At 67.5% G+C, this 20,596-nt stretch carries 21 protein-coding genes and 1 other RNA gene; 9 read left to right on the top strand and 13 right to left on the bottom strand.

Features of this window, described 5'->3' with window-relative positions:
- The first annotated feature begins 86 nt into the window (after nt 1-86).
- Nucleotides 87-1,313: an MFS transporter gene (locus tag Q0982_RS17000; RefSeq protein WP_299397471.1), complete on the top strand. Its 1,227-nt coding sequence runs from the start codon at nt 87-89 to the stop codon at nt 1,311-1,313.
- 27 nt (nt 1,314-1,340) lie between these two features.
- Here Q0982_RS17000 and Q0982_RS16995 read toward each other — a convergent pair whose 3' ends face one another.
- The 12 genes from Q0982_RS16995 to tkt all read right to left on the bottom strand — a co-directional run bounded on the left by Q0982_RS16995 (nt 1,341) and on the right by tkt (nt 15,104).
- On the bottom strand, nt 1,341-2,666 hold the full coding sequence (locus Q0982_RS16995) for an NAD(P)/FAD-dependent oxidoreductase (RefSeq protein ID WP_299397470.1): 1,326 nt from the start codon (nt 2,664-2,666) through the stop codon (nt 1,341-1,343).
- Between the two features lie 34 nt (nt 2,667-2,700).
- Nucleotides 2,701-4,212, bottom strand: a complete 1,512-nt coding sequence (locus tag Q0982_RS16990; protein WP_299397468.1) for a peptidoglycan -binding protein — start codon at nt 4,210-4,212, stop codon at nt 2,701-2,703.
- Nucleotides 4,213-4,482: 270 nt separating this feature from the next.
- On the bottom strand, nt 4,483-5,637 hold the full coding sequence (locus tag Q0982_RS16985; RefSeq protein ID WP_299397466.1) for a flagellar motor protein MotA: 1,155 nt from the start codon (nt 5,635-5,637) through the stop codon (nt 4,483-4,485).
- Nucleotides 5,638-5,877: 240 nt separating this feature from the next.
- Nucleotides 5,878-7,434 (bottom strand): OmpA family protein, encoded by a 1,557-nt coding sequence (locus Q0982_RS16980; RefSeq protein ID WP_299397465.1) that lies wholly within the window; start codon nt 7,432-7,434, stop codon nt 5,878-5,880.
- A gap of 146 nt (nt 7,435-7,580) precedes the next feature.
- Nucleotides 7,581-8,396: an inositol monophosphatase family protein gene (locus tag Q0982_RS16975; protein ID WP_299397463.1), complete on the bottom strand. Its 816-nt coding sequence runs from the start codon at nt 8,394-8,396 to the stop codon at nt 7,581-7,583.
- 118 nt (nt 8,397-8,514) lie between these two features.
- Entirely contained in the window at nt 8,515-9,081 is a 567-nt protein-coding gene (gene efp / locus Q0982_RS16970; protein WP_299397462.1) for an elongation factor P, read from the bottom strand.
- 110 nt (nt 9,082-9,191) lie between these two features.
- The gene (locus Q0982_RS16965) at nt 9,192-9,842 is read right to left on the bottom strand and encodes a thiamine phosphate synthase (RefSeq protein WP_299397460.1); all 651 of its coding nucleotides are present in this window, start codon (nt 9,840-9,842) and stop codon (nt 9,192-9,194) included.
- A 12-nt stretch (nt 9,843-9,854) separates the two neighbouring features.
- Nucleotides 9,855-10,361, bottom strand: coding sequence for an ATP-binding protein (locus tag Q0982_RS16960; protein WP_299397459.1), 507 nt, complete (start codon nt 10,359-10,361; stop codon nt 9,855-9,857).
- On the bottom strand, nt 10,358-10,765 hold the full coding sequence (locus Q0982_RS16955; RefSeq protein ID WP_299397457.1) for a class II fructose-bisphosphate aldolase: 408 nt from the start codon (nt 10,763-10,765) through the stop codon (nt 10,358-10,360). The genes Q0982_RS16960 and Q0982_RS16955 overlap by 4 nt, the downstream gene beginning before the upstream one ends.
- 156 nt (nt 10,766-10,921) lie before the next feature.
- Nucleotides 10,922-11,932 carry a type I glyceraldehyde-3-phosphate dehydrogenase gene (gap, locus tag Q0982_RS16950; protein ID WP_299397455.1) on the bottom strand — a complete coding sequence of 337 codons (1,011 nt, stop codon included), beginning with the start codon at nt 11,930-11,932 and terminating at the stop codon, nt 10,922-10,924.
- A 113-nt stretch (nt 11,933-12,045) separates the two neighbouring features.
- Nucleotides 12,046-13,044 carry a class I fructose-bisphosphate aldolase gene (locus Q0982_RS16945; RefSeq protein ID WP_299397453.1) on the bottom strand — a complete coding sequence of 333 codons (999 nt, stop codon included), beginning with the start codon at nt 13,042-13,044 and terminating at the stop codon, nt 12,046-12,048.
- Nucleotides 13,045-13,103: 59 nt separating this feature from the next.
- Entirely contained in the window at nt 13,104-15,104 is a 2,001-nt protein-coding gene (gene tkt / locus Q0982_RS16940) for a transketolase (RefSeq protein ID WP_299397452.1), read from the bottom strand.
- A gap of 326 nt (nt 15,105-15,430) precedes the next feature.
- Here tkt and Q0982_RS16935 point away from each other — a divergent pair, with 326 nt between their 5' ends.
- From Q0982_RS16935 to Q0982_RS16915, 5 genes are all read left to right on the top strand, one after another.
- Nucleotides 15,431-15,652, top strand: a complete 222-nt coding sequence (locus tag Q0982_RS16935; protein ID WP_299397450.1) for a hypothetical protein — start codon at nt 15,431-15,433, stop codon at nt 15,650-15,652.
- A 39-nt stretch (nt 15,653-15,691) separates the two neighbouring features.
- On the top strand, nt 15,692-16,084 hold the full coding sequence (locus Q0982_RS16930; protein ID WP_299397449.1) for a cell division protein ZapA: 393 nt from the start codon (nt 15,692-15,694) through the stop codon (nt 16,082-16,084).
- 19 nt (nt 16,085-16,103) lie between these two features.
- Nucleotides 16,104-16,261, top strand: a non-coding RNA gene (gene ssrS / locus Q0982_RS16925) — 6S RNA.
- A 71-nt stretch (nt 16,262-16,332) separates the two neighbouring features.
- Nucleotides 16,333-16,962, top strand: coding sequence for a 5-formyltetrahydrofolate cyclo-ligase (locus tag Q0982_RS16920; RefSeq protein WP_299397448.1), 630 nt, complete (start codon nt 16,333-16,335; stop codon nt 16,960-16,962).
- Between the two features lie 87 nt (nt 16,963-17,049).
- Complete coding sequence (locus Q0982_RS16915) at nt 17,050-17,865, top strand: TIGR00282 family metallophosphoesterase (RefSeq protein ID WP_299397447.1); 816 nt, start codon at nt 17,050-17,052, stop codon at nt 17,863-17,865.
- Between the two features lie 54 nt (nt 17,866-17,919).
- Here the strand turns inward: Q0982_RS16915 and Q0982_RS16910 are convergent, their stop codons facing one another.
- Nucleotides 17,920-18,213 carry a hypothetical protein gene (locus tag Q0982_RS16910; protein WP_299397446.1) on the bottom strand — a complete coding sequence of 98 codons (294 nt, stop codon included), beginning with the start codon at nt 18,211-18,213 and terminating at the stop codon, nt 17,920-17,922.
- Nucleotides 18,214-18,568: 355 nt separating this feature from the next.
- Here Q0982_RS16910 and Q0982_RS16905 point away from each other — a divergent pair, with 355 nt between their 5' ends.
- The 3 genes from Q0982_RS16905 to ruvA all read left to right on the top strand — a co-directional run bounded on the left by Q0982_RS16905 (nt 18,569) and on the right by ruvA (nt 20,577).
- The gene (locus tag Q0982_RS16905; protein ID WP_299397444.1) at nt 18,569-19,318 is read left to right on the top strand and encodes a YebC/PmpR family DNA-binding transcriptional regulator; all 750 of its coding nucleotides are present in this window, start codon (nt 18,569-18,571) and stop codon (nt 19,316-19,318) included.
- 123 nt (nt 19,319-19,441) lie between these two features.
- Nucleotides 19,442-19,975, top strand: coding sequence for a crossover junction endodeoxyribonuclease RuvC (gene ruvC, locus Q0982_RS16900; protein ID WP_299397443.1), 534 nt, complete (start codon nt 19,442-19,444; stop codon nt 19,973-19,975).
- A complete protein-coding gene (ruvA, locus tag Q0982_RS16895; protein ID WP_299397442.1) occupies nt 19,972-20,577 on the top strand; it encodes a Holliday junction branch migration protein RuvA in 606 nt (201 codons plus the stop codon). The genes ruvC and ruvA overlap by 4 nt, the downstream gene beginning before the upstream one ends.
- Nucleotides 20,578-20,596: the final 19 nt, after the last annotated feature.

Genomic DNA, 20,596 nt, shown 5'->3' with positions numbered 1-20,596 from the left:
GGCCCATGTATACCGACTAGTGAGTTTACTCTTCGCGGCGATGCGGTCTTTCTCGGTTGTCTGTGAAACGACCGGAAGGATCGGACATGCCGCATCGGCGCTTTGCAAGATCAGCGGACTGGACGCCGGCGCTGCTCGTCGTTCTGGTGGTCTCCAGCCTGATCCTCTCGACCTCCATGGGCATCCGTCAGAGCCTCGGGCTGTTTCTCGATCCCATGGTCCGCGGCGCCGGCGTTTCCGTTGCCACCTTCGGTCTTGCGATGGCGCTTCAGAACCTGGCCTGGGGGATCGGTCAGCCGGCCATGGGCGCGCTGTCGGACCGCTATGGCGGACGGATCGTCGTCCTCCTGGCGGCGCTCTGCTTCGCACTCGGTCTCTGGCTGATGAGTCTGGGAACGGGCTTCGGTCTGTTCTTCGGCGGCGGCGTGCTGATCGGCCTGGCGGTGGCAGGCACCTCCCACGGCGTGCTGGTGGGCATCCTGTCGCGTCTTGCCGCGCCCGGCGTGCGCGCTCTGGCGATCTCCATCCTGGCGGCTGCCGGATCGCTCGGCACCTTCGTCATCGCCCCGGCGTCCCAGGGCCTCCTCGACCGGATCTCCTGGGACACAACCCTCCTGCTGCTGGCGGCCCTGGCTGCCGCCATGGCCTGCTTGGCGGTTTTCTTCAAACGCAACGGCACAGGTTCCGCCGGTCCGGCCGAGCGTCCGGATGCCCGGCGCGCCGTCGGCGAAGCCTTGCGCCATCCGGGCTACGTGGCCATGACCCTGGCGTTCTTCGCCTGCGGCTTTCAGCTCATCTTCGTGGCGACCCATCTGCCGAAGTTCGTTGCGATCTGCGGCCTGGCGCCCTCGGTCAGCGCCAACGCCATCGCCCTGATCGGCATCTTCAACGCGGTCGGCACGCTGGTGGTGGGACGACTGGGGGAGCGCTACGGCAACAAGCTGATCCTCGCCCTGATCTACGTGTTCCGCACCGTCGCCATCGCTTGCTACGCCTTTCTCCCGGTCTCGATGGAAAGCACCCTGGCCTTCGGCGCGGCGATGGGCTTTCTCTGGCTCAGCGTCATTCCGCCGGTCAGCAGCCTTTTGAACGCGATGTTCGGACCGACAAACTTCGGGGCGCTCTTCGGCGTCATGTTCTTCAGCCACCAGGTCGGTGCCTTCCTGGGCGCCTACCTCGGCGGCCTCGCCTACGACGTCAGCGGCAGCTACACCATGGCCTGGCTGTCACTGGTCATCGTCGGCGTGCTCGCCGCGGTGATCCAGCTTTCCATGGATGACCGGCCGTCGCAGCCGCGGAAGGCCTTTGCGTGACGCCTGGCCAGGCACGCAAGAAGGGCTTCAGTGCAGCTTCAGCTTGGGCCGGACGATCCGGTTGACGTGGCCCACCAGGATCATGGCCAGGCCCTTGAACCAGCCGTGAATGGCGATGAGATGCATGCGGTAGAGCGAGGTATAGGCGATCCGCGCCAAGCGCCCCTCCACCGCCATGCGCCCACCCACCAGATTGCCCATCAGGCTGCCGACGGTCGAAAAGCGGCTGAGGGCGACCAGCGACCCCCGGTCGTTGTAGACGAAGTCCTTCAGCGGACGGCCTTCCGTGAGGTTCACGATGTTCTCGAAGACCAGGCTCGCCATCTGGTGCGCTGCCTGGGCGCGCGGCGGGATCGGCCGCTCCTCGTTGGCCGGGGTATAGGAACAGCAGTCGCCGATGGCGAAGATCCGGTCGTCGGCGGTCGTCTGCAGGCTGGGGCGAACGACCAGCCGGTGCGCTCGGTCGGTTTCGAGGCCTGCCAGGCCGGAGAGGTAGTCGGGGGCCTTCACGCCCGCTGCCCAGAGGGTCAGGTCGGCGGCGATGGTCCGTCCGCTCTCGGTCCTGACGGCTGAGGGCTCCACCGCTTCGACGGCGGTGCCGGTCAGGATCTCGACGCCGAGGGCTTCGAGTTCCGCTGCCGCCGCCTCGGCGAGCTTGTCCGGCAGGGCGGGCAGGATGCGCGGCCCGGCCTCGAGGATGGTGACCTTGAGGCGCGTTTCGTCGAAGACCTCCAGGCCGTAGTGGCGCAGCGCGTGGGCGGCGTTGTAGAGCTCCGCCGCCAGTTCGACGCCGGTGGCCCCGGCCCCGACGATGGCGATCCTGACCATGGCGTCGGTCTCGCCCTGCGCGACCTTGTGGGTGACCCGCAGACAGGCGTTCAGCAGCTTCGAGCGGAACTGGTCGGCCTGCTGCCGGTCCTCCAGAAACAGGGCGTAGTCCGCGACGCCCGGGATGCCGAAGTCGTTGGACACGCCGCCAACCGCCAGCACCAGATAGTCGTAGCGGATGTCGTGGGCGCCGATGACCTCCTTCCCGTCCTCGTCCAGCAGCGGCGCCGTGCGCACCACCTGCCGTTCCCGGTCGATACCGGCAAAGGTGCCGTAGAAGAAGCGGTAGCCCCAGCGCACCCCGTGGCCGCCGTAGCCGACCTCGTCCATGTTGGCATCCAGCGAGCCGGCGGCGACTTCGTGCAGCAGGGGTTTCCAGATGTGCGTGCGGTTGCGCTCGACCAGGATGATGTCGTAGGCGTCGCGCCCGAAGCGGGTGCCGAGACGGCGCACCAGTTCGAGGCCGCCGGCCCCGCCGCCGACAACCACGATCTGCGTCTTTCTTTGCTCAGCCGTCGCCGCCATCGTCCCCCCTGCTATCACTGAACTCGGTTATTGATTAGCGCTGGGTGAGTTTGAACTCGATGCGGCGGTTGCGGCGGAAGGCGATTTCGTCGCTGCCGGAGTCCAGCGGCTGGAACTCGCCGAAGCCGGTGGCGGCCAGGCGGGTCGGGGGAATGCCCTGGGCAATCAGGAACTTCGTAACGGCGATGGCACGCGCGGAGGAAAGCTCCCAGTTGGAGGGGAACTGGAACGTGCTGATGGGCGCGCGGTCGGTATGGCCGTCGACCCGCAGCACCCAGTCCAGTTCGTCGGGGATGGTCCCCGCGATCTCCTGCAGGGTCTCGGCGAGGCGTGCGAGCTGCACCTGGCCGGGTTCGCCGATGGTGGCCGAGCCGCTGCGGAACAGGATTTCCGACTGGAAAACGAAGCGGTCGCCGACGACACGGATGTCCTGGCGGTTGCCGATGGCCTCGCGCAGGCGCCCGAAGAACTCTGAGCGATAGCGCGCCAGCTCCTGCACCTTGCTGGCCAGCGCGACGTTCAGGCGCCGGCCGAGGTCGGCGATCTGCACCTGCTGCGCCTCGTTCTCGGACTCCGCCAGGTCGAGCGCCTCGGACAGCGTGGTGAGCTGCTGGCGCAGCGCGGCGAGCTGCTGGTTCAGCAGTGTGATCTGGATCTGTGCCTCTTCGGAAAGTTCTTCCTGCTCGGCGAGGGCGGCGGTCTGTTCGCGCCCTGCGGCCTCCGCCGCCTGCAGTTTTTTCACCAGGTCGTCGCGCAGGGAGCGCAGGATGGCGAGTTCCGCCAATTGTGCCTCGATCGTCTCCTTGTCCGCTTCGATGGTCTTGAAGGCATCCTCCAGTTCCACCTGGCCGGCGGCGATGGCGGCGAGCGCCTCCTCGAGCTTCTCCTGGTCGGTGTTGAGGCGCGCCAAGGCAGCCTCCAGGCGCGCGCGTTCCGCATCCAGCTCGGCCTGGCTCTCGGTGAGCGCCTGGCGGCTTTCCTCCAACTCGGCCTCGCGCCGCGCCAGGGCCTCGCGCACCGCCGCCAATTCGGCCTGGCTCACCGTCAGGGCCTGTTCGCGCTCGTCGGCCTGCCCGCGCAGCGTCGCCAGTTCCTCCTCGTTGCTGCTGAGAAGGGCGGCGAGGCGGCTGCTTTCTTCCCGTTCGGCGGCCAGCAGGTTTGCCAGGTCGTCACGCTCGTCGGCGAGGGCGGCAAGCTGGTCGGCCAGGGACTCGCGCTGCTCGGTCAGGGCGGCAAGCTGACTGGTCAGGGCCTCCCGATTGGCCAGCGACGACTGCAGTTCCGAGGAGAGCTGGGCGACATTGACCCGCAGATCGGCATTGGCGCTGCGCTCCAGCGCCAGCAGGTCCGCCAGTTCGTTGATCTCGTTTTCCAGGCGCAGGAGCGCCTCGTCCTTGCCGGTGATGGCGATAGAGAGAAAGAACTGCGCCACCATGAAAACCATGAGGACGAAGATCACCACCAGCAGCAGGGTGGCGAGGCCGTCGACGAAGCCGGGCCAGATGTTGATGGAGCGCCGCGAGCCGCCGCGGCCGAGCGCGTACATTAGGACCCACTACCAGGATTGTGTGCGCCATGAGACGCTCGGGAACCCCCCGTGGCTAGGAGCACCGGTGCAGGCGATGTGGGCCATCGGCAAGCCGGTGCGACAACGTCCACGGAGCGTTCCCGGCCGCCCGCGGGGTCGCTTTTCGCTCCGCACCCGCGGCGTTGCCACGCTTGCCCGATGCACCACATCGTGCTGCGCGCGGCGCCTGCCAGGTGCGGTCGAAAAGTCGATCTCATTGTGCACCTAATCCTGATAGTGGGTCCTTACCTAGCCTTCCTCGGCCATGGCGGCGAGGGTGCGGGTCAGCAGGCGGATCTCACTGCGCAGTTCCTCAACCGCCTGCTCGCGCCCGCCGGCCATCTCCGCCGCCATGCGCTCCAGCCGCAGGTCGAGGTTGCGGATATGCCCCTTCGTGGCCTTGTCCAGCCCGGCCTCTTCGCCGCTGGCATCGGCGATGCGGGTCAGCAGAGGTTTCAGGCTCGCCTGGGTTTCGGCGATGGAAAGCATGACCGACTGCTCGGTGCGCATATGGTCGGTGAGGTTGCTGAGTCGTTCGGTGAGCGCCGCGAGGTTCTGGTTGATCGCCGCCCGGTCCTCCTCGCCGCGTGCGACGGTACGCTGGAGCTGCTCCAGGCTGTCGGCCGTTTTCTCCAGCAGTGCATGGACGTAGGCCGAGACCGGCTGCTCGCCTTCGCCGGTCGCGGTGGCGCTGCCGAGCTTGGTGACGCTGGAAAGCCACTCCTCGAGTTCGTTGACGAAGCGGTTGTGGGCCTGGCTGGAATTCAGTTCCAGGAAGCCGAGCACCAGCGATCCGGCGAGGCCGAACAGGGAGGAGGAAAAGGCCGTGCCCATGCCCGACAGCGGGGCCTCCAGCCCGCCTTTCAGTTCCTCGAAGAGGACCACCGGGTCGCCGCTGCCGCCGGAAAGGCCGCCGATGGTCTGACCCACGGCGTTCACCGTGTCCAAGAGGCCCCAGAAGGTGCCCAAGAGGCCGAGAAAGATGAGCAGGCCGATGATGTAGCGGGAAATCTCGTGGGATTCCTCGATCCGCGCCGCGATGGTGTCCAGCAGCGTGCGCATCGACATGGTCGAGAGGGACAGCCGACCGGCGCGGTCGCCGATCATGGTGACCATGGGCCCCAGCAGGCGCGGCGGTGAATCCTGCGACAGCGTGCCTGGAAAGATCAGGCCGCCGCGGCTTTCCCGGCGCAGGGTCTCAAGCCAGTAGATCTCGCCGCGCAGGCCCAGCACCTGCACGAAGCTGAGCCCTATGCCGAACAGCAGGATCAGCATGATCAGGCCGTTGAGAAGCCAGTTGGCCAGGAAGGCGTCCTGCAACTGCGGGGCGATAAAGGCGCCGGCAACGAGGACAGCGGCCAGGAACAGCACCATGCGCAGGAGATAAGTCTGCAGGAAGGACATGCGAAAAGGTCTTAATCCTCGTCTCCGCCCGCGGTCCGGAGCGGCGCTGTCGGTCACCGGGCACCCTCTCCGGCACGCCTAGACGCGCCAGATTCGCCCTCTACATAGCATGTCCTAAGGGTTAGAGCATCTTCCGGTCATTGGGAATGGATTTGATTGGGCGAATCGCAGTGAGGGGCGCCGATCGATCCGACCGGCGCCTGCACCAACCCGCTGGCCCGCGGGCCGCGAAACGGCTGCTTAGCTGCCGATCGGCTTGATGTCGACCCGGTTGGCCGGGCCGCTGTCGGCGGTGCCCCTGGGCGGGCGCACTTGGATGCGGGCGGAGGAAATGCCGGCATCCATCAGGAACGTCCGGACCTTCAGGGCGCGGGAGAGGGCAAGCTGGCGGGCCAGTTCGGGCGACCCGCCCTCATCGGCGGCGTAGCCGAGCACCTGAATGCGGTCGTCGCCCTGGTCCCGCAGATCGTCCGCCAGCGAGCGCAGCACCGCCTGTGCGGTGGTGCTCAGCTCTGCTGAATCCGCCGCGAAGGTGAAGGTCACATCCTTCAGGCTTGGCGCGGCCGCGGAGCCGACAACCTCTGGAGAGTGGGGCAGGCTGGCAACCTGGGTCGTGCCCTCGGCGAGCGCGGGAGCGGCGACCGGCGCGGTGGAGGAGCCTTCAGCAGCGCTTTGCGTTTCCGGGCTCGCCGCTGCCGGCGTGGCGCTGTTCTCCGCGAGGTTCTGGGGCAACAGGCTGACCGGAGCGTTCGGAGCCGCTGCTGCCGGGGCGTCCTCGGCGGGCACGGCAGCGACCGCAACCGTCTTGCCGGCAGGCTCGGTCTGGGTCTGGGCCTCAGCCGGAGCCGCAGGATCCGTTTCCCCAATCTCTTCGACTATCTGGGTCTCTGCGACCGCGTGACCCGGCTCCGCCCGCAGATCCGAAGGGGTCAGCCCTGCAACCTGGTCCGGCGCCGTTTCGCTGCCGGCTTCGGAATTCGCGTCCTCGGCGGCCGGCGGGGTGCGGAACTCCGGTGCCAGTTGCGGCTCCAGCTCCACGGTCTCCACCGGCGTCACCGCGACGGCGGGCAGCGAGCCTTTCAGGGTCTCTTCCAGGCCCGGCTCCTGCGCTGCCGCATCGGCCATGATCGCCTCGGTCAGGGCGGCCAGCATGGCGGGCGTCGGCGCAGGCTTGCGCCCCGGCATCTCGGGGATCGGGCTGGATTCGATGATGACCGTCTCGAAGACCCACTCGCCGTCGTCCTGCGGCGCGGCGCCGCCGTTCTCGGCAAGCGGCAGCAGCAGCTGCGACTGGGGTTCCGGGCCATTGGCGAAGGCGTTGTCGAAGGCCTGTTTGCGCTGCTCGCGGGCAACGTCGGCCGAGAAGCCGGGCGTCAGGGTGCTCGAGGGGTCCTGAAGCGGCGGAAACAGCAGGGTCGAAGGCCGGGTGACCACGATTCCGCGGGTCTGCCGGGTGCCGGAGGCCGGCGGCAGCAGGCGCATTTCGGTGCCGGCCGGCGCAGAGGCGCCGGGCCCGAGGGGCGTGGGGGCAGCCTGGGGCAGCGGTGCAAGAGGCAAAGGCGTCAGGGGCTGCGGGCCCGGGCCCAGGCTGTCCAGCACGTCGGTGTTGACGGTAATGCCGGAATTCGACCGGGATTGGGCCGAAGCCGGCCCGGCAGTCAGGGCCGCGGCACCCAGGAGCGCCACCACAGCCGTGGCGGCCAGCAGCCCGGCTGCCAGCTTTCCTGACCGCGAACCCGACACCGGGTGACGCTGCTCGAAGCCCATCCGACCACTCCGCTCTGCAAATCTCTTCATTTGCGGCCCCTGATGCCCCATTCCCCTAAGGCAACCCTTTTGGTTAACAGTATTCCGCCGGCCGACCGGCGACAACCGCTTTACGGACGCCGGCAGCAGCCTTCATTCCCGCCGGCCGCAGGGCCGGGGGGACTACCACGCCCCTATTATTGCGCCCTTTGGTTACTCAAAGGTTTGCGGAGCAGCTTCATCAGATCGCTGTGGATATTGTTGTTGCTGGCCAGAATGCTTGGGCTATCCAGGTTGATTTGCTTGCCGTTTACCTCGCTCACGTAGCCGCCGGCCTCGCGCACCAGGATGATTCCGCCGGCGATGTCCCAGGCGGAGAGGCCCCACTCCCAGAAGGCATCAAAACGTCCGGCGGCGACATAGGCGAGGTCCAGGGAAGCCGAGCCCCAGCGGCGGATTCCCGCCGTGTTCTGCATGACGGCGTCGATCTCGCCGAGAAAACGCTCGGAGTCGCCGCGGCCCAGGAAGGGGGCGCCGGTGCCGATCAGGCTCTCGCCCAGGCGGTTGCGGGCGGAAACCCGCAGGCGCCGGTCGTTAAGAAAGGCGCCACCGCCCTTTTCGGCGTGAAAGAGCTCGTCCTTGATCGGGTCGTAGACCACCCCGGCGATGACCTCGCCGCGCTCCTCCAGGGCGATGGAGATGGCGAACTGCGGCAGGCCGTGCAGGAAGTTGGTGGTGCCGTCCAGTGGATCGACCAGCCAGCGGCGGGTGTTGCCGTCGCTGGGTGCCTGGCTGCCGGACTCCTCCATCAGGAAGCCGTATCCCGGTCTGGCGTGGGACAATTCCTCCTTAAGGGTCTTCTCCGCCTTCAGATCGGCGGCGGAGACGAAGTCCGCCGGTCCCTTGCGGGAGACCTGGAGGTTCTCCAGCTCGCCGAAGTCGCGTTTCAGCCCGCGCGCGGCCTTGTTGGCGGCCTTCACCATGACGTTGATAAGGGCGGAGCGGGTGGCCATGGCGGAGGATGCCTTCGTTGGAGGACTGCGGACGGAAACGGACTGCGGGTCGAAACGTGTTGCGGGCGGCGGGCGCCCCGAAAAGCGCCCCGGCTGTGGCCTCGGAGAAGCGGCGGGGCTAGCCCTTGGCCCGCTCCACATAGGTTGAATCGGCGGTGTTCACGACGATGCGGGTGCCGCTTTCGATATGCGGCGGCACCATGACCCGGGCCCCGTTCTCCAGCTTCGCCGGCTTGTAGGAGGAGGAGGCGGTCTGCCCCTTCACCACCGCGTCGGCCTCGACGATCTCCATGATCACCGTGTCCGGCAGCATGACCGAGATCGGTTCGCCTTCGTAGGACTCGATGGTCACCGTCATGCCGTCCTGCAGATAGACCACCGGCTCGCCGACCATGTCCTTGTGCAGGCTGATCTGCTCGTAGGTCTCGTTGTCCATGAAGGTCAGCATCTCGTCCTCGGCGAAGAGGAACTGAAACTCCTTCTGGTCCAGGCGGACGCGCTCGACGTCCTCGCTGGCGCGGAAGCGGTCGTTCAGCTTGGTGCCGTCGCGAATGTCCTTCAGCTCCACCTGCAGATAGGCGCCGCCCTTGCCGGGCTGGGTGTGCTGGATCTTCACCGCCCGCCAGAGGCGGTTCTTGTGCTCGATGACGTTGCCGGGGCGAATGGCATTGCCGTTGATCTTCATGGCCGAAGGGTCCGGGAAAATGGCAGTTCTGGAAAGCGCGCGGAAGCTACCAGCTTGCCCCTGGGGTGGCAACGCCCGAGGTGCCCGAGGGAGCGCGGAAGCGCGGCCTTTCAGGCCTTGCCGGAGGCAGCGGCGATCAGCGTCGTCACAGCGGCGGCGGGGTTGGTGTCTTCGAGCCAGAGGGCCGGGGCGAGGGCGACGAAGTCGGCGCCGGCGGTGGCCAGGGCGGCCACCTCCTCCGGCGTTCCCGCGCCGAGGGCGACCACCGGCGGGGTCATGCAGGCGGCCCACCAGGCGACCAGCGCCGGGTCCGCGGCACTGCCGGCCTCCAGGCCGCCGAAGGCGACGTAGTCGGCGCCCGCTTCGCCGGCCAGCATGGCGGCGTGGCGCGAGGCCCCGCAGCCGGCGCCGAGAATGCGGTCATCGCCCAGGTGGCGGCGCAAGCCGGCGAAGGCCTTTCCTTCGGCCTCGGCATTGACATGCAGGCCGTCGCAGCCGCTCGCGTCGACAAGCTCCCTCCTGTTCTCCAGCAGCACTGCGAGACCGGCGTCCTGGCCGGCATGGATGATCGGCGCGGCGGTTTCCAGCAGCGCGGTATCGTCCAGCGTGCCGTCGCGCAGCAGCAGCGCCGAGAGGCCGGCGGCGGGCGCATCGTCGTGGGCCTGGAGCACCGCCGTGAGGCCGGCGAGGAACCCGCCGTCGCGGCAAGGCTCCGCATCCAAGGGCGGCGAAACCAGGAGAAACTGAAGACCGTCTGCCACCGATGCCGCCGCTCAGTCTTCGTTGTCCGCAATGTCGACCATGTGGCGCAGCCGGCGGGCCAGGGCCTCGTCGAGCGCGTCTTTCCGGTTGGCCGTCAGGATCACCAGGCCGCCGAAGCGCTCCAACGCATCGAGCAGATAACTGACCTCCTGGTTGGCATAGCGGTCGTGAGCGTCCTCAACGTCGCTGCGCTTGCCGAAGAGCGCGTCGGCCTCGTCGAAGAGGAGGATGGCGCTTGCGCTCTCTGCCCGAGCGAAAACCTCTTTCAGGTTCTTCTCCGTCTCACCGATGTACTTGGTCCGAAGGGCCTTCAGCGAGACGCGGTGAAGCGGCCGCCCGAGGTCGGACGCCACGGTCTTGGCCGCCAGCGCCTTCCCGCTGCCGGACGGCCCGGTGAAGAGGCAGAGCATACCGCCCTTCGCCGCTTTGACGTCCTTGGTCAGGTGGGTCAGGCTGCGGCGCTGGCTGTCCGCAAGGGCTTGCCGTGTCGTCTGCCGGTTTTGTTTCGGGTGATTCATTGTGCCCCCAGCCAGGCCCGGCAGGCGGCGGTCAGATCGTCTTCCGCCGCCAGGTCCAGACTGTCCAGAGCCCCGGTGATCAGGTGATAGCCTTCCTGCTCGGCCAGCGCCTCCAGCTTGTCGCGCTCGACCTTGGCGCCGGTGAAGCGCACCGAGCGCACGCCCTGGCGGAAAGCCGCCATCACCAGCCCCGGCTTGTCGCCGCAGTCCAGGATCGCCGTGAACTCCGCCTCCGGCACCTCGCGCGCGGCTTCCTTCACCACCTCGCGGAACCACAGCGCGCCGGTATAGGCCGCGGCGCCAGGGGGCGAGGCCAGGGTGACCGCGCAGCCCACCTCCCGCGCGGCGCGGAGCGCGGCGACGGCATGTTCGAGGGAGTGGATGATGATCGTTCTGCCCTGCATGGCCGGTCATGATAGAGCCGGATCGGGCGGAAGGGGACGATATTTCGCGGTTGCCGCTTTGCCTTGGATCGGGCGCCCCCGATAGCTGGAATCCGGGCATGAGAAAGGGCGGAGCCCTCGAGGCCCCGCCCTCCGCCGCTGTTTCTTCAGTGTCTGCTAAATGAGCTTGCCGAGCGCCACGGCGGTGTCGCTCATGCGGTTCGAGAAGCCCCATTCGTTGTCGTACCACGACAGCACCCGCACGCAGGTGTCGTCGAGCACCTGGGTCTGGGTGGCATCGAAGGTGGAGCTGGCGTTGGAGTGGTTGAAGTCCGTCGACACCAGCGGCGCCTCGTTGACCGCCAGCACGCCGTTCAGGCGGTTGCCCTTGGAGGCCTTGATCATGGCGTTGTTCACGGCTTCGGCCGTGGTCTTCTTCTTCGCCTCGATGGTCAGGTCGATCAGGCTGACGTTGGGGGTCGGCACCCGGATGGCGGTGCCGTCCAGCTTGCCTTTCAGTCCCGGCAGCACCAGGCCGACCGCGCGCGCGGCGCCGGTGGAGGTGGGGATCATGGACAGCGCCGAGGCGCGGGCACGCCGCAGGTCCTTGTGCAGCGTATCGACGCTCGGCTGATCGCCGGTGTAGGAGTGCACCGTGGTCATGAAACCGTGCTTGATGCCGACGGTCTGCTCCAGCACGTGGGCCACCGGAACCAGGCAGTTGGTGGTGCAGGAGGCGTTGGAGACGACGTGGTGGCTCTTCTTGATCTTGTCGTGATTGACGCCGTAGACCACCGTGATGTCGGCGCCGGAAGCGGGGGCCGAGACCAGCACCTTCTTCGCGCCGGCTTCCAGATGCTTGCTGGCCGCGTCCTTGCTGTTGAAGATGCCGGTGCACTCCATGACCACGTCGACGCCCAGCTTGCCCCAGGGCAGCTGTGCCGGGTCGCGCTCGGCGAAGACCTTCACCTTCTTGCCGTCGACCTTGATGGCGTCCTTCATGGCCTCGACCTTGCCGGGGTAGGTGCCGTGGACCGAATCGTATTTCAGCAGGTGGGCATTGGCCTCGGGCGTGCCCAGGTCGTTGATGGCGACGAACTCGACGTCCTTGCGCTTGCTTTCCATCGCCGCGCGGAACACCAGCCGTCCGATCCGGCCGAAGCCGTTGATGCCAACCTTAATTGCCATGGTCCTGCTTCCCTTCTTATTGATTGCACCCCCTTCCGGGGAACCGCGTTTGGTGACTGTCTGCCGTTTCGATGCGCTACCGGTAGCCGTTCAGCTGCCTGTCGGGCGCCCCGTCAGGCGTAGGTGCCCGTGGCCGCGGCGCTGTTCGCCTTCGCCCGCTCCAGGAACGCCGCCTGACCGGCCGCCAGATTGGCCGCCTGTCCCGACCAGGCCTTGAGCGGAGCTGCCTGCAGCGCACGGCCATAGGAGAAGCTCAGCTTCCAGGGCAGATCGCCGAGCTTGTTCATGGCGTCCAGGTGTTCGGTCGCCAACTCGTCGTTCTGTCCGCCGGAAAGAAAGACAACCCCCGGCACCGCCGCCGGTACGGTGCGCTTCAGACAGCGCACTGTGCGCTCCGCCACCTCCGCCACGCCGGCCTGCTCCGGACAGTCCTGACCGGAAATCACCATATTGGGTTTCAAGAGACTGCCTTCCAGCGAAACCTCCTGGATTGCCAACTCGTTGTAGACGCTGCGCAGCACCTCTTCGGTCACCTCTTCGCAGTCGTCGATGCTGTGGTCGCCGTCCATCAGCACTTCGGGCTCGACGATCGGCACGAGGCCGGCTTCCTGGGCCAGGGCGGCGTAGCGGGCGAGCGCGTGGGCGTTGGCGGTGATGCAGGCGGCGCTGGGCATGGCCTCGCCGATTGAGTAGACGCCGCGCCACTTGGTGAAGCGCGCGCCCAGCTTGGCGTAGTCCTCCAGCCTGGCACGCAGGCCATCAAGCCCCTCTGTGACGGTCTCGCCGGGATGTCCGGCCAGGGGCTTGGCCCCCATGTCGACCTTGATGCCGGGAATGATGCCGGCGCTCTCCAGCTTCTTCACCAGCGTGGTGCCGTCGGCTGCGGTCTGGCGAATGGTCTCGTCGAAGAGGATGGCACCGGAGATGAATTCTCCGGCGTCGGGGGTGGAGAACAGCATGTCGCGGTAGTCGCGGCGGTTCTCCTCGGTCGATTCGATCTGGATGCTGTCGAAGCGCTTCTTGATTGTGGGTGAACTCTCGTCGGCGGCAAGAATGCCCTTGCCGTCGGCGACGAGCGCGTTGGCAGTGTCCGCGAGCTGTGCAGAAGTCATGGCTGAGCCCTCCGTTTTTTTGCGCATCTATATAGGAAGGCCGCTCCGCTTTGGAGTGGTCAAAAACGTGTCTTGACGGCCTCCACAACGGCTTCGGCGGTGATGTTGAAATGGTTGAAGAGATCCTTGGCCGGCGCCGAGGCCCCGAAGGACCGCATGCCGACGAAGCCGCCGCCGGACTCGATCCAGCGTTCCCATCCGAAAGAACTGGCGGCCTCGATGGCGATGTGCAGCGTGCCCGGGCCCAGCACCTCGTCGCGGTAGTGCGGCGGCTGCTGTTCGAAGAGCTCCCAGCAGGGCACGGAAACCACGGCGGCGGAGATACCCTCGTCGCGCAGCATCTTCTGCGCCTCGACGGCGATCTGCACCTCGGAGCCGGAGGCCAGCAGGGTCACCTGCCGCTCGCTGTCTGCGGGCACCATGATATAGGCCCCATAGGCCGAATGGTTTTCCGAACTGTCCTTGCGCAACGTCGGCAACCCCTGGCGGGTCAGCGCCAGCACCGAGGGCGTTTCCTCGGCCTCGATCGCCAGTTCCCAGCACTCCGCAGTTTCGACGATATCCGCCGGGCGGAAGACCAGCAGGTTGGGAATGGCGCGCAGCGCCGCCAGATGCTCGACCGGCTGGTGCGTCGGGCCGTCTTCGCCGAGCCCGATGGAATCGTGGGTCATGACGTAGATGACCCGCTGCTTCATCAGTGCCGAGAGGCGCATCGAGGGCCGGCAATAGTCGGTGAAGACCAGGAAGGTCCCGCCGTAGGGGATGAGGCCGCCATGCAGGGCGATGCCGTTCATCGCCGCGGCCATGCCGTGCTCGCGCACGCCGTAGTGCAGATAGCTGCCGGAGAAATCGTCGGCGGAGACGATTCCCTGGACCTTGGTCTTGGTGTTGTTCGATCCGGTCAGGTCTGCGGAGCCGCCGACCAACTCGGGAACTGCGGCGGTGAGCACATCCAGGGTCTTCTGGGAGGAGACGCGGCTGGCAACGCTCGGCGCCTCGGCCACCACCTCGGCCTTAAAGGCGGCCACGGCCTCTTTCCAGCCCTCGGGCAGTTTGCCGGCCATCTGCCGCTCGAAGGTCTGGCGCCGCTCCGCCGGGGCCGCGTCCAGGCGCTGCCGCCAGGCCGCAAGCGCTTCGCCGCCGCGGGCGCCCGCGGCGCGCCAGGCCGAAAGCACCTGCTCGGGCAGCTCAAAGGGCGCATGGGGCCAGCCCAGTTCCTTGCGGGCGCCGGCCACCTCGTCCTCGCCCAGGGGGCTGCCGTGGGTGGCAGCCGTCCCCTGCTTGTTGGGGGCGCCATAGCCGATGGTGGTCTTGCAGGCGATGAGGCTCGGCCGGTCGCTGGCCTGCGCCGTGGTCAGGGCCGCCGCAACCGCCTCCGGATCGTGGCCGTCCACTCTGCTGGTCGCCCAGCCCGAGGCCTCGAAACGCTTCAACTGATCGTCGGAGACGGCGAGGTCGGTGCTGCCGTCGATCGAGATGGCATTGTCGTCAAAAAGGACAATCAGTTTGTTGAGTTTCAGGTGGCCGGCCAGAGAGACCGCTTCGTGGCTGACCCCTTCCATCAGGCAGCCGTCGCCGGCGATGACATAGGTGTAGTGGTCGACGAGGTCGTCGCCGAAGCGGGCGTTCAGCAGACGTTCGGCAAGCGCCATGCCCACCGCGTTGGCAAGGCCCTGGCCCAGCGGGCCGGTGGTGGTTTCGATCCCGGCGGCATGGCCGTACTCCGGATGCCCCGCGGTGCGGCTGCCGAGCTGGCGGAAAGACCGCAGCTCGTCCATGGTCATGTCTTCGTAGCCGGTCAGATGCAGAAGCGCGTAGAGCAGCATCGAGCCGTGCCCGGCCGAGAGCACAAAACGGTCACGGTCCGCCCAGTCGGGCGTTGCCGGATCGAACTTCAGGAAACGGGTGAAGAGTACCGTTGCCACGTCGGCCATGCCCATGGGCATGCCGGGATGGCCGGAGTTCGCTTTCTGTACGGCATCCATGGCCAGGGCGCGGATGGCGTTGGCCATGTCGCGATGGGGGGCCATGTCTCGATGGGGCGTGTTGGCTTGGTCCATGGGGGCGTTGCTGCTGTCTTGCGGCGCAGACGACGTGACGGCGTCCATCGAAAGTCCACCTGTTGGGGAACAAGAAGGCGGCGCAGAGCGCTGCGCGGCCTAGGTGGGCGCAACATGCCGACACGGCTGGCCAAGGTCAACCGGCATCTGGCCGCAATGGGAGCGAATCTCCGGGCATTTCGTCAGGCCGCGCAGTGGCATGGAAGCCTAGGGCTCCCAGGTTGACCGGTCACGGGACGCACGCCTATGGTGACAGCCGTTGACATGGTGGCAGACGGTAGACTGTCACCTTTTGGGTTGGCCGACGAAGACTGGACGGAAAGCCGATGGCACAGTTGGACGAAGCCAGCAAGCGACTGCAACAGGCGATCGACAACCTGGAGCAGGTTGTTGCGGCGCGCGCTTCGGCAGGCGGTGGCGACGACCAGGCGCTGCGCGACGCCCTGAAGGCTGCGCAGCGTGAGAACGCGGTCCTGCAGCAGCTTGCCAGCACCGTTTCGACCCGTCTCGACTCGGCCATCCTGCGGCTGCGCCGCCTGGCGGGTTAGGACAGCCGGGTAGACAGGCGGATAGGTTAGGACGTCACGATGGCACAGATTTCCCTGATGGTTCATGGCCGCTCCTATCAGGTCACCTGCGACGACGGGCAGGAGGGCCACCTGCTGAAGCTGGCCGAGTACATCGACCGCAAGGTCGGGGAGCTGGAAGGCAGCGTCGGGCAGGTCGGCGAACAGCGCCTTTTGTTTATGTCCTGCCTCTTGGTGGCCGACGAACTGTTCGACGCCCGCCGCCAGATCGACGGCTTGAAGACCGGCGAAGTGCCGCTGAGCCAGGCGGCCAGCTACGGCGTCGGCGCAGGCGCAGCGCCCGGAGCCGGCCCCGGAGCCGGCCCCGGAGCCGGCGATGAGAGGGCCACTCAGGCGCTGGAGGCCTGTGCCCAGCGCATCGAGGCTATTGCCGCCCGCCTGCAGGAGGCATAGATAATCCAAGGTTTGGCGGGCGGCGCTGCGGGGTGCGTCAGGTTTCGCGATCCCTGGGGCCAATACCGAACCTCTCGGGAGCTGTCCCTGCCGGGGCCCTGGCCTCGGTATATGGCGCCCACCTGCTTGGCAGGCCACAGAGGATCCCATGCTACCAACGGCCACCGCGGCGCCGCCCGACCTTTCCCCCAAGTAAGCTGCCTGCACCAGCGTGCCTCTGGAGCCGCGTTCCAGCGCGCCGGAACGCTATGAGCGCCAAAGCGCCTGACGCCGGAGGCGCCACCGAACCTGCGGCGGCCAAGCGCACTCTGCGCCGCTCGGCCCGGGCGGTCCGTGCCAGTGCCGCCGCCGCCGATACCGCGGCCGGGCAGCGGGCTGCAGCGGCTCTTTGTGCGCAGTTTCTCTCCGCTTTCGCGCCCGGGCCCGGCACTGTCGTCTCCGGGTACTGGCCCATGGCCGACGAAATCGATCCCCGCCCGCTGCTCCAGGCCCTTGGCGAGGCCGGTTGCCGGCTCACCCTGCCGGCCCTGGCAGGGAAGGGGCGGCCTCTGGAATTCCGCGTCTGGGCCCCTGGCGATACCCTCCTGCCCGCCGCGCTCGGCACCCAGGAGCCGCTGCCGGAGAAACCGGTGTTCGAGCCGCAGGTGCTGTTGGTGCCGCTTCTGGCCTTCGATGGGGAAGGCTATCGCCTGGGCTATGGCGGCGGATTCTACGACCGCAGCCTTGCCTTGCTGCGCGGCAGGAGCGATATCCTCGCCGTCGGCGTCGCCTATGCCGCCCAGCAGGTCGCCGCGGTCCCGCACGACGGCAACGACCAGCGGCTTGATGCGGTGGTCACCGAGGCAGCGGTTCTCCGGTTCGGTCCGCCTTCGCCGTGACGCGCCGGCGGATCCGAAAGCGGCGCCGTGTTGGGCTGGGTCGCCGTCAGGCGGCGGTCCGCTCTCAAGTGGAAAGCGATTGATTCTATGAGACTCTTGTTCTGCGGCGATATTGTCGGGCGCCCAGGTCGTGACGTGGTCCTGGCGCGTCTGCCCGGCCTGCGTAAGCAGTTGAAGTTGGATTTCGTCATCGCCAACGGCGAGAACGCGGCCTCCGGGTTCGGCATCACCGAGAAGATCTGCCGCCAGCTCTTCGAGGCCGGGGTGGACGTGATCTCCGGCGGCAACCACAGCTGGGACCAGCGCGAGGTGATGGCCTACATCGGCGGCGAGCCGCGCCTGCTGAGGCCGCACAACTATCCGGAGGGGACGCCGGGGCGCGGTGTGGGGGTCTACACCACCGCGCGCGGCAAGAAGGTGCTGGTCATCAACGTCATGGGCCAGCTCTTCATGGAAGACCTGAACGATCCTTTTGCCGCCATCGCAGGGCTGCTGGCCCAGTATCGCCTGGGCGCCAGCGTCGACGCGGCGGTGGTGGACTTCCATGCCGAAGCCACCTCGGAGAAAATGGCCGCCGGCCACTTCGTCGACGGCCGGGTTTCTCTTTTCGTCGGCACCCATACCCATGTGCCGACGGCGGACAGCATGATCCTGCCGGGCGGCACGGCCTATCAGAGCGATGCCGGCATGTGCGGTGACTATGATTCGGTGATCGGCATGGACAAAAAGGTGCCGATCGACCGTTTCGTCAAGAAGGTGCGGGGCGAGCGCCTGTCGGTCGCCGGCGGGGAGGGGACGCTTTGCGGGGTCCTGGTGGAGACCGATGAGGCGAGCGGTCTGGCCGCGCGGGTTGCCCCGCTGCGCCTGGGCGGGCGCCTGGGGGAATTCCTGCCCGATTGGTAGCGCCCCCGCTTGGTAAGGGGGCCGGATTGGCAGAGATGGGGTGTTGGCCGGGCGTTAACGCTCGGTGGAAACGGAGACGAAGCGCTCCACTTCGCAGAGCAGGATGCCGCTCTGGTCTTCGATGTCGCCGGCGATCCTGCGGACCTCCTCGACCACGTCCTTGGTGGGCCCCTCGGTGGCTGCCTCGTCGGCCATGATGAGCAGGCTGTCCAGAGCCTCGAGGCCGGTCTGCTGCGCAAAGCCTTCGACCAACTCGGCCGCCTGCTCCAGGCGGCGCGCAACCTCTGCCGTATCGGCCGAAATCTCCTCGGTGATCGCCAGATCGATGATGTTCAAAGGCAGCGGCATTGCGGCGCAGGTCCTCTTTGTCCAAGGGATCCGGGCCTCTGCCCGGAATCGTCGCTGGGCGTCAGTCTCGCCCAAGGGGTTTAAGGAGCCGTTAACCGGCGTTCCGGGTGGGCCGGCGGGGCAGGCCGGCGGGGCAGGTCCGGGGCGGCCGCGCCAACCGGGCGCCAACTGCGGCGGAAACTGGGGCGGAAACTGGGGCAGACAGGCTTTTGGTTCGGCCCGCGACCTGATAGAAGCCGCCCTATTGTCGCCATATTGCGAGATTATCGCTGAGGGTCGAATGCCCCGCTTAACCTCAAAATGTGGTAGGCTTTACCAAAAATCGACCCACTATGTAGGATAGGATCGTCTGATTATGGCGGGCCATTCACAGTTCAAGAACATCATGTACCGCAAAGGCGCGCAGGATAAGAAGCGCGCCAAGCAGTTCGCCCGGCTGACCCGGGAAATCATGGTCGCGGCCAAATCCGGGCTGCCGGAGCCGGACAAGAATCCGCGCCTCAGGGGCGCGATCCAGGCGGCGCGGGCGGCCAACATGCCCAAAGACAACATCGAGCGGGCCATCAAGCGCGCGGCCGGCGGCGAGGACGATACCAACTACGAAGAGGTGCGCTACGAGGGCTACGGCCCCGGTGGCGTCGCCGTCATCGTCGAGGCGCTGACCGACAACCGCAACCGCACGGCCTCCGAAGTGCGCGCCGCCTTCAGCAAGCACGGCGGCAGCCTGGGGGAAACCAACTCGGTGTCCTTCATGTTCGACCGCGTCGGCGTGGTGACCTACCCGGCCGCGATCGGCTCGGCCGACGACGTCTTCGAGGCCGGTGTCGAGGCCGGGGCCAGCAACGTGGAGAGCGGCGCCGAAGCCCATGAGATCACCTGCGACCCGGACGATTTCTCGACGGTCCGCGACGCGCTGACGGAGCGCTTCGGCGACCCCAGCGAAGCCGAGCTGACCTGGCGGCCGCAGAACACCGTGGCCATCGACGAGGACAAGGCGCAGACCATGCTGAAGATGCTGGACGTGCTGGATGAAAGCGACGATGTCCAGAGGGTTTCGGCGAATTTCGAGATCAGCGACGACGTCATGGCGCGTCTGACGGCATAGGCACGCGGGCCAGGGCCGGTTGTAGAGGCCGGGGTGCGCCGGGGGATGCACCGCGCAAGGGGCCGGGACTCACGAGACCGGGGACCGGGGGCTTTTGAAAGAGGAGAAAGCGAAGCGATCGCGATGCGAGTTCTTGGTTTGGATCCCGGGTTGCGCCACACGGGTTGGGGAGTGATCGAGGCGGAGGGCAACCATCTGCGCCACGTGGCCAACGGCGTTGTCGTTTCCGACACTGCTGCCGAGCTTTCGGAGCGCCTGCTGCAGCTCCATCGCGGCCTTGCCGCCGTGGTGGCGGAGCATGCCCCCGACGCCGCGGCGGTCGAGGTGACCCTGGCGAACAAGAACCCTTCCTCCACCCTCAAGCTGGGCATGGCCCGCGGCATTGCGCTGCTGACCCCGGCCTTGAGCGGTCTACCCGTGGCCGAGTATCTGCCGATGATCGTCAAGAAGGCGGTGGTCGGGACCGGTCATGCCGACAAGAAGCAGGTGGCGATGATGGTCGCCCGGCTGCTGCCCGGCTGCGCCGTTTCCGCGCCGGATGCCGCCGATGCCCTGGCGGTAGCTATCTGTCACAGCCACCACCATGCGACCGGCCAGCGTTGGGCGGGCGGGCGCGAAGACCCGCTCCGTGCCGCCTCTTCGGGAGGCGCCGCATGATCGGCAAGCTCACCGGCGTCGTCGATTCCAGCGGCGAGGACTGGGCGATCCTCGACGTCGGCGGCGTCGGTTACCTGGTGTACTGCTCGGGCCGGACCCTCGGCATGCTGCCGCCCCCCGGCGGCGCGGCCAGCCTGCTGATCGAAACCCATGTGCGTGAGGACCACATCCACCTCTTCGGCTTTGCCGATGCCGCCGAGCGTGACTGGTACCGCCTGTTGAACGGAGTCCAGGGGGTCGGCGCGAAGATGGCGCTGGCCATCCTCTCCGTGCTGCCGCCCGCGGATCTGGTCCAGGCCATCGCCGCCCAGGACAAGGCGGCGCTGGCACGGGCCAGCGGCGTCGGGCCCAAGCTGGCCGGGCGCATCGCCGCGGAACTGAAGGACAAGGCCGGGGGCATGGCCCTGGGACCGGTAGCGCTCGCCAACGGCGGCGGCAAGGCGGTCCCCGGCGTTTCCGAAGACGCTGTCTCGGCGCTGGTCAATCTGGGCTATCGCCGCGCCGAGGCCTTCTCGGCGGTCGCCAAGGCCATGGGCGATCTCGGCGCCGAGGCGCCGGTCGAGGCGCTGATCAAGGCCGGGCTGAAGGAGCTGGCGCAATGACGGAGGGGCCCGCGTGAGC

Origin of the sequence: Pelagibius sp. (genome assembly GCF_028281305.1) — a bacterium.
Classification (GTDB): domain Bacteria; phylum Pseudomonadota; class Alphaproteobacteria; order Kiloniellales; family Kiloniellaceae; genus Pelagibius.
Note: the sequence above shows the minus strand (reverse complement) of the source record. Positions and strands in the feature narration are given on the sequence as shown.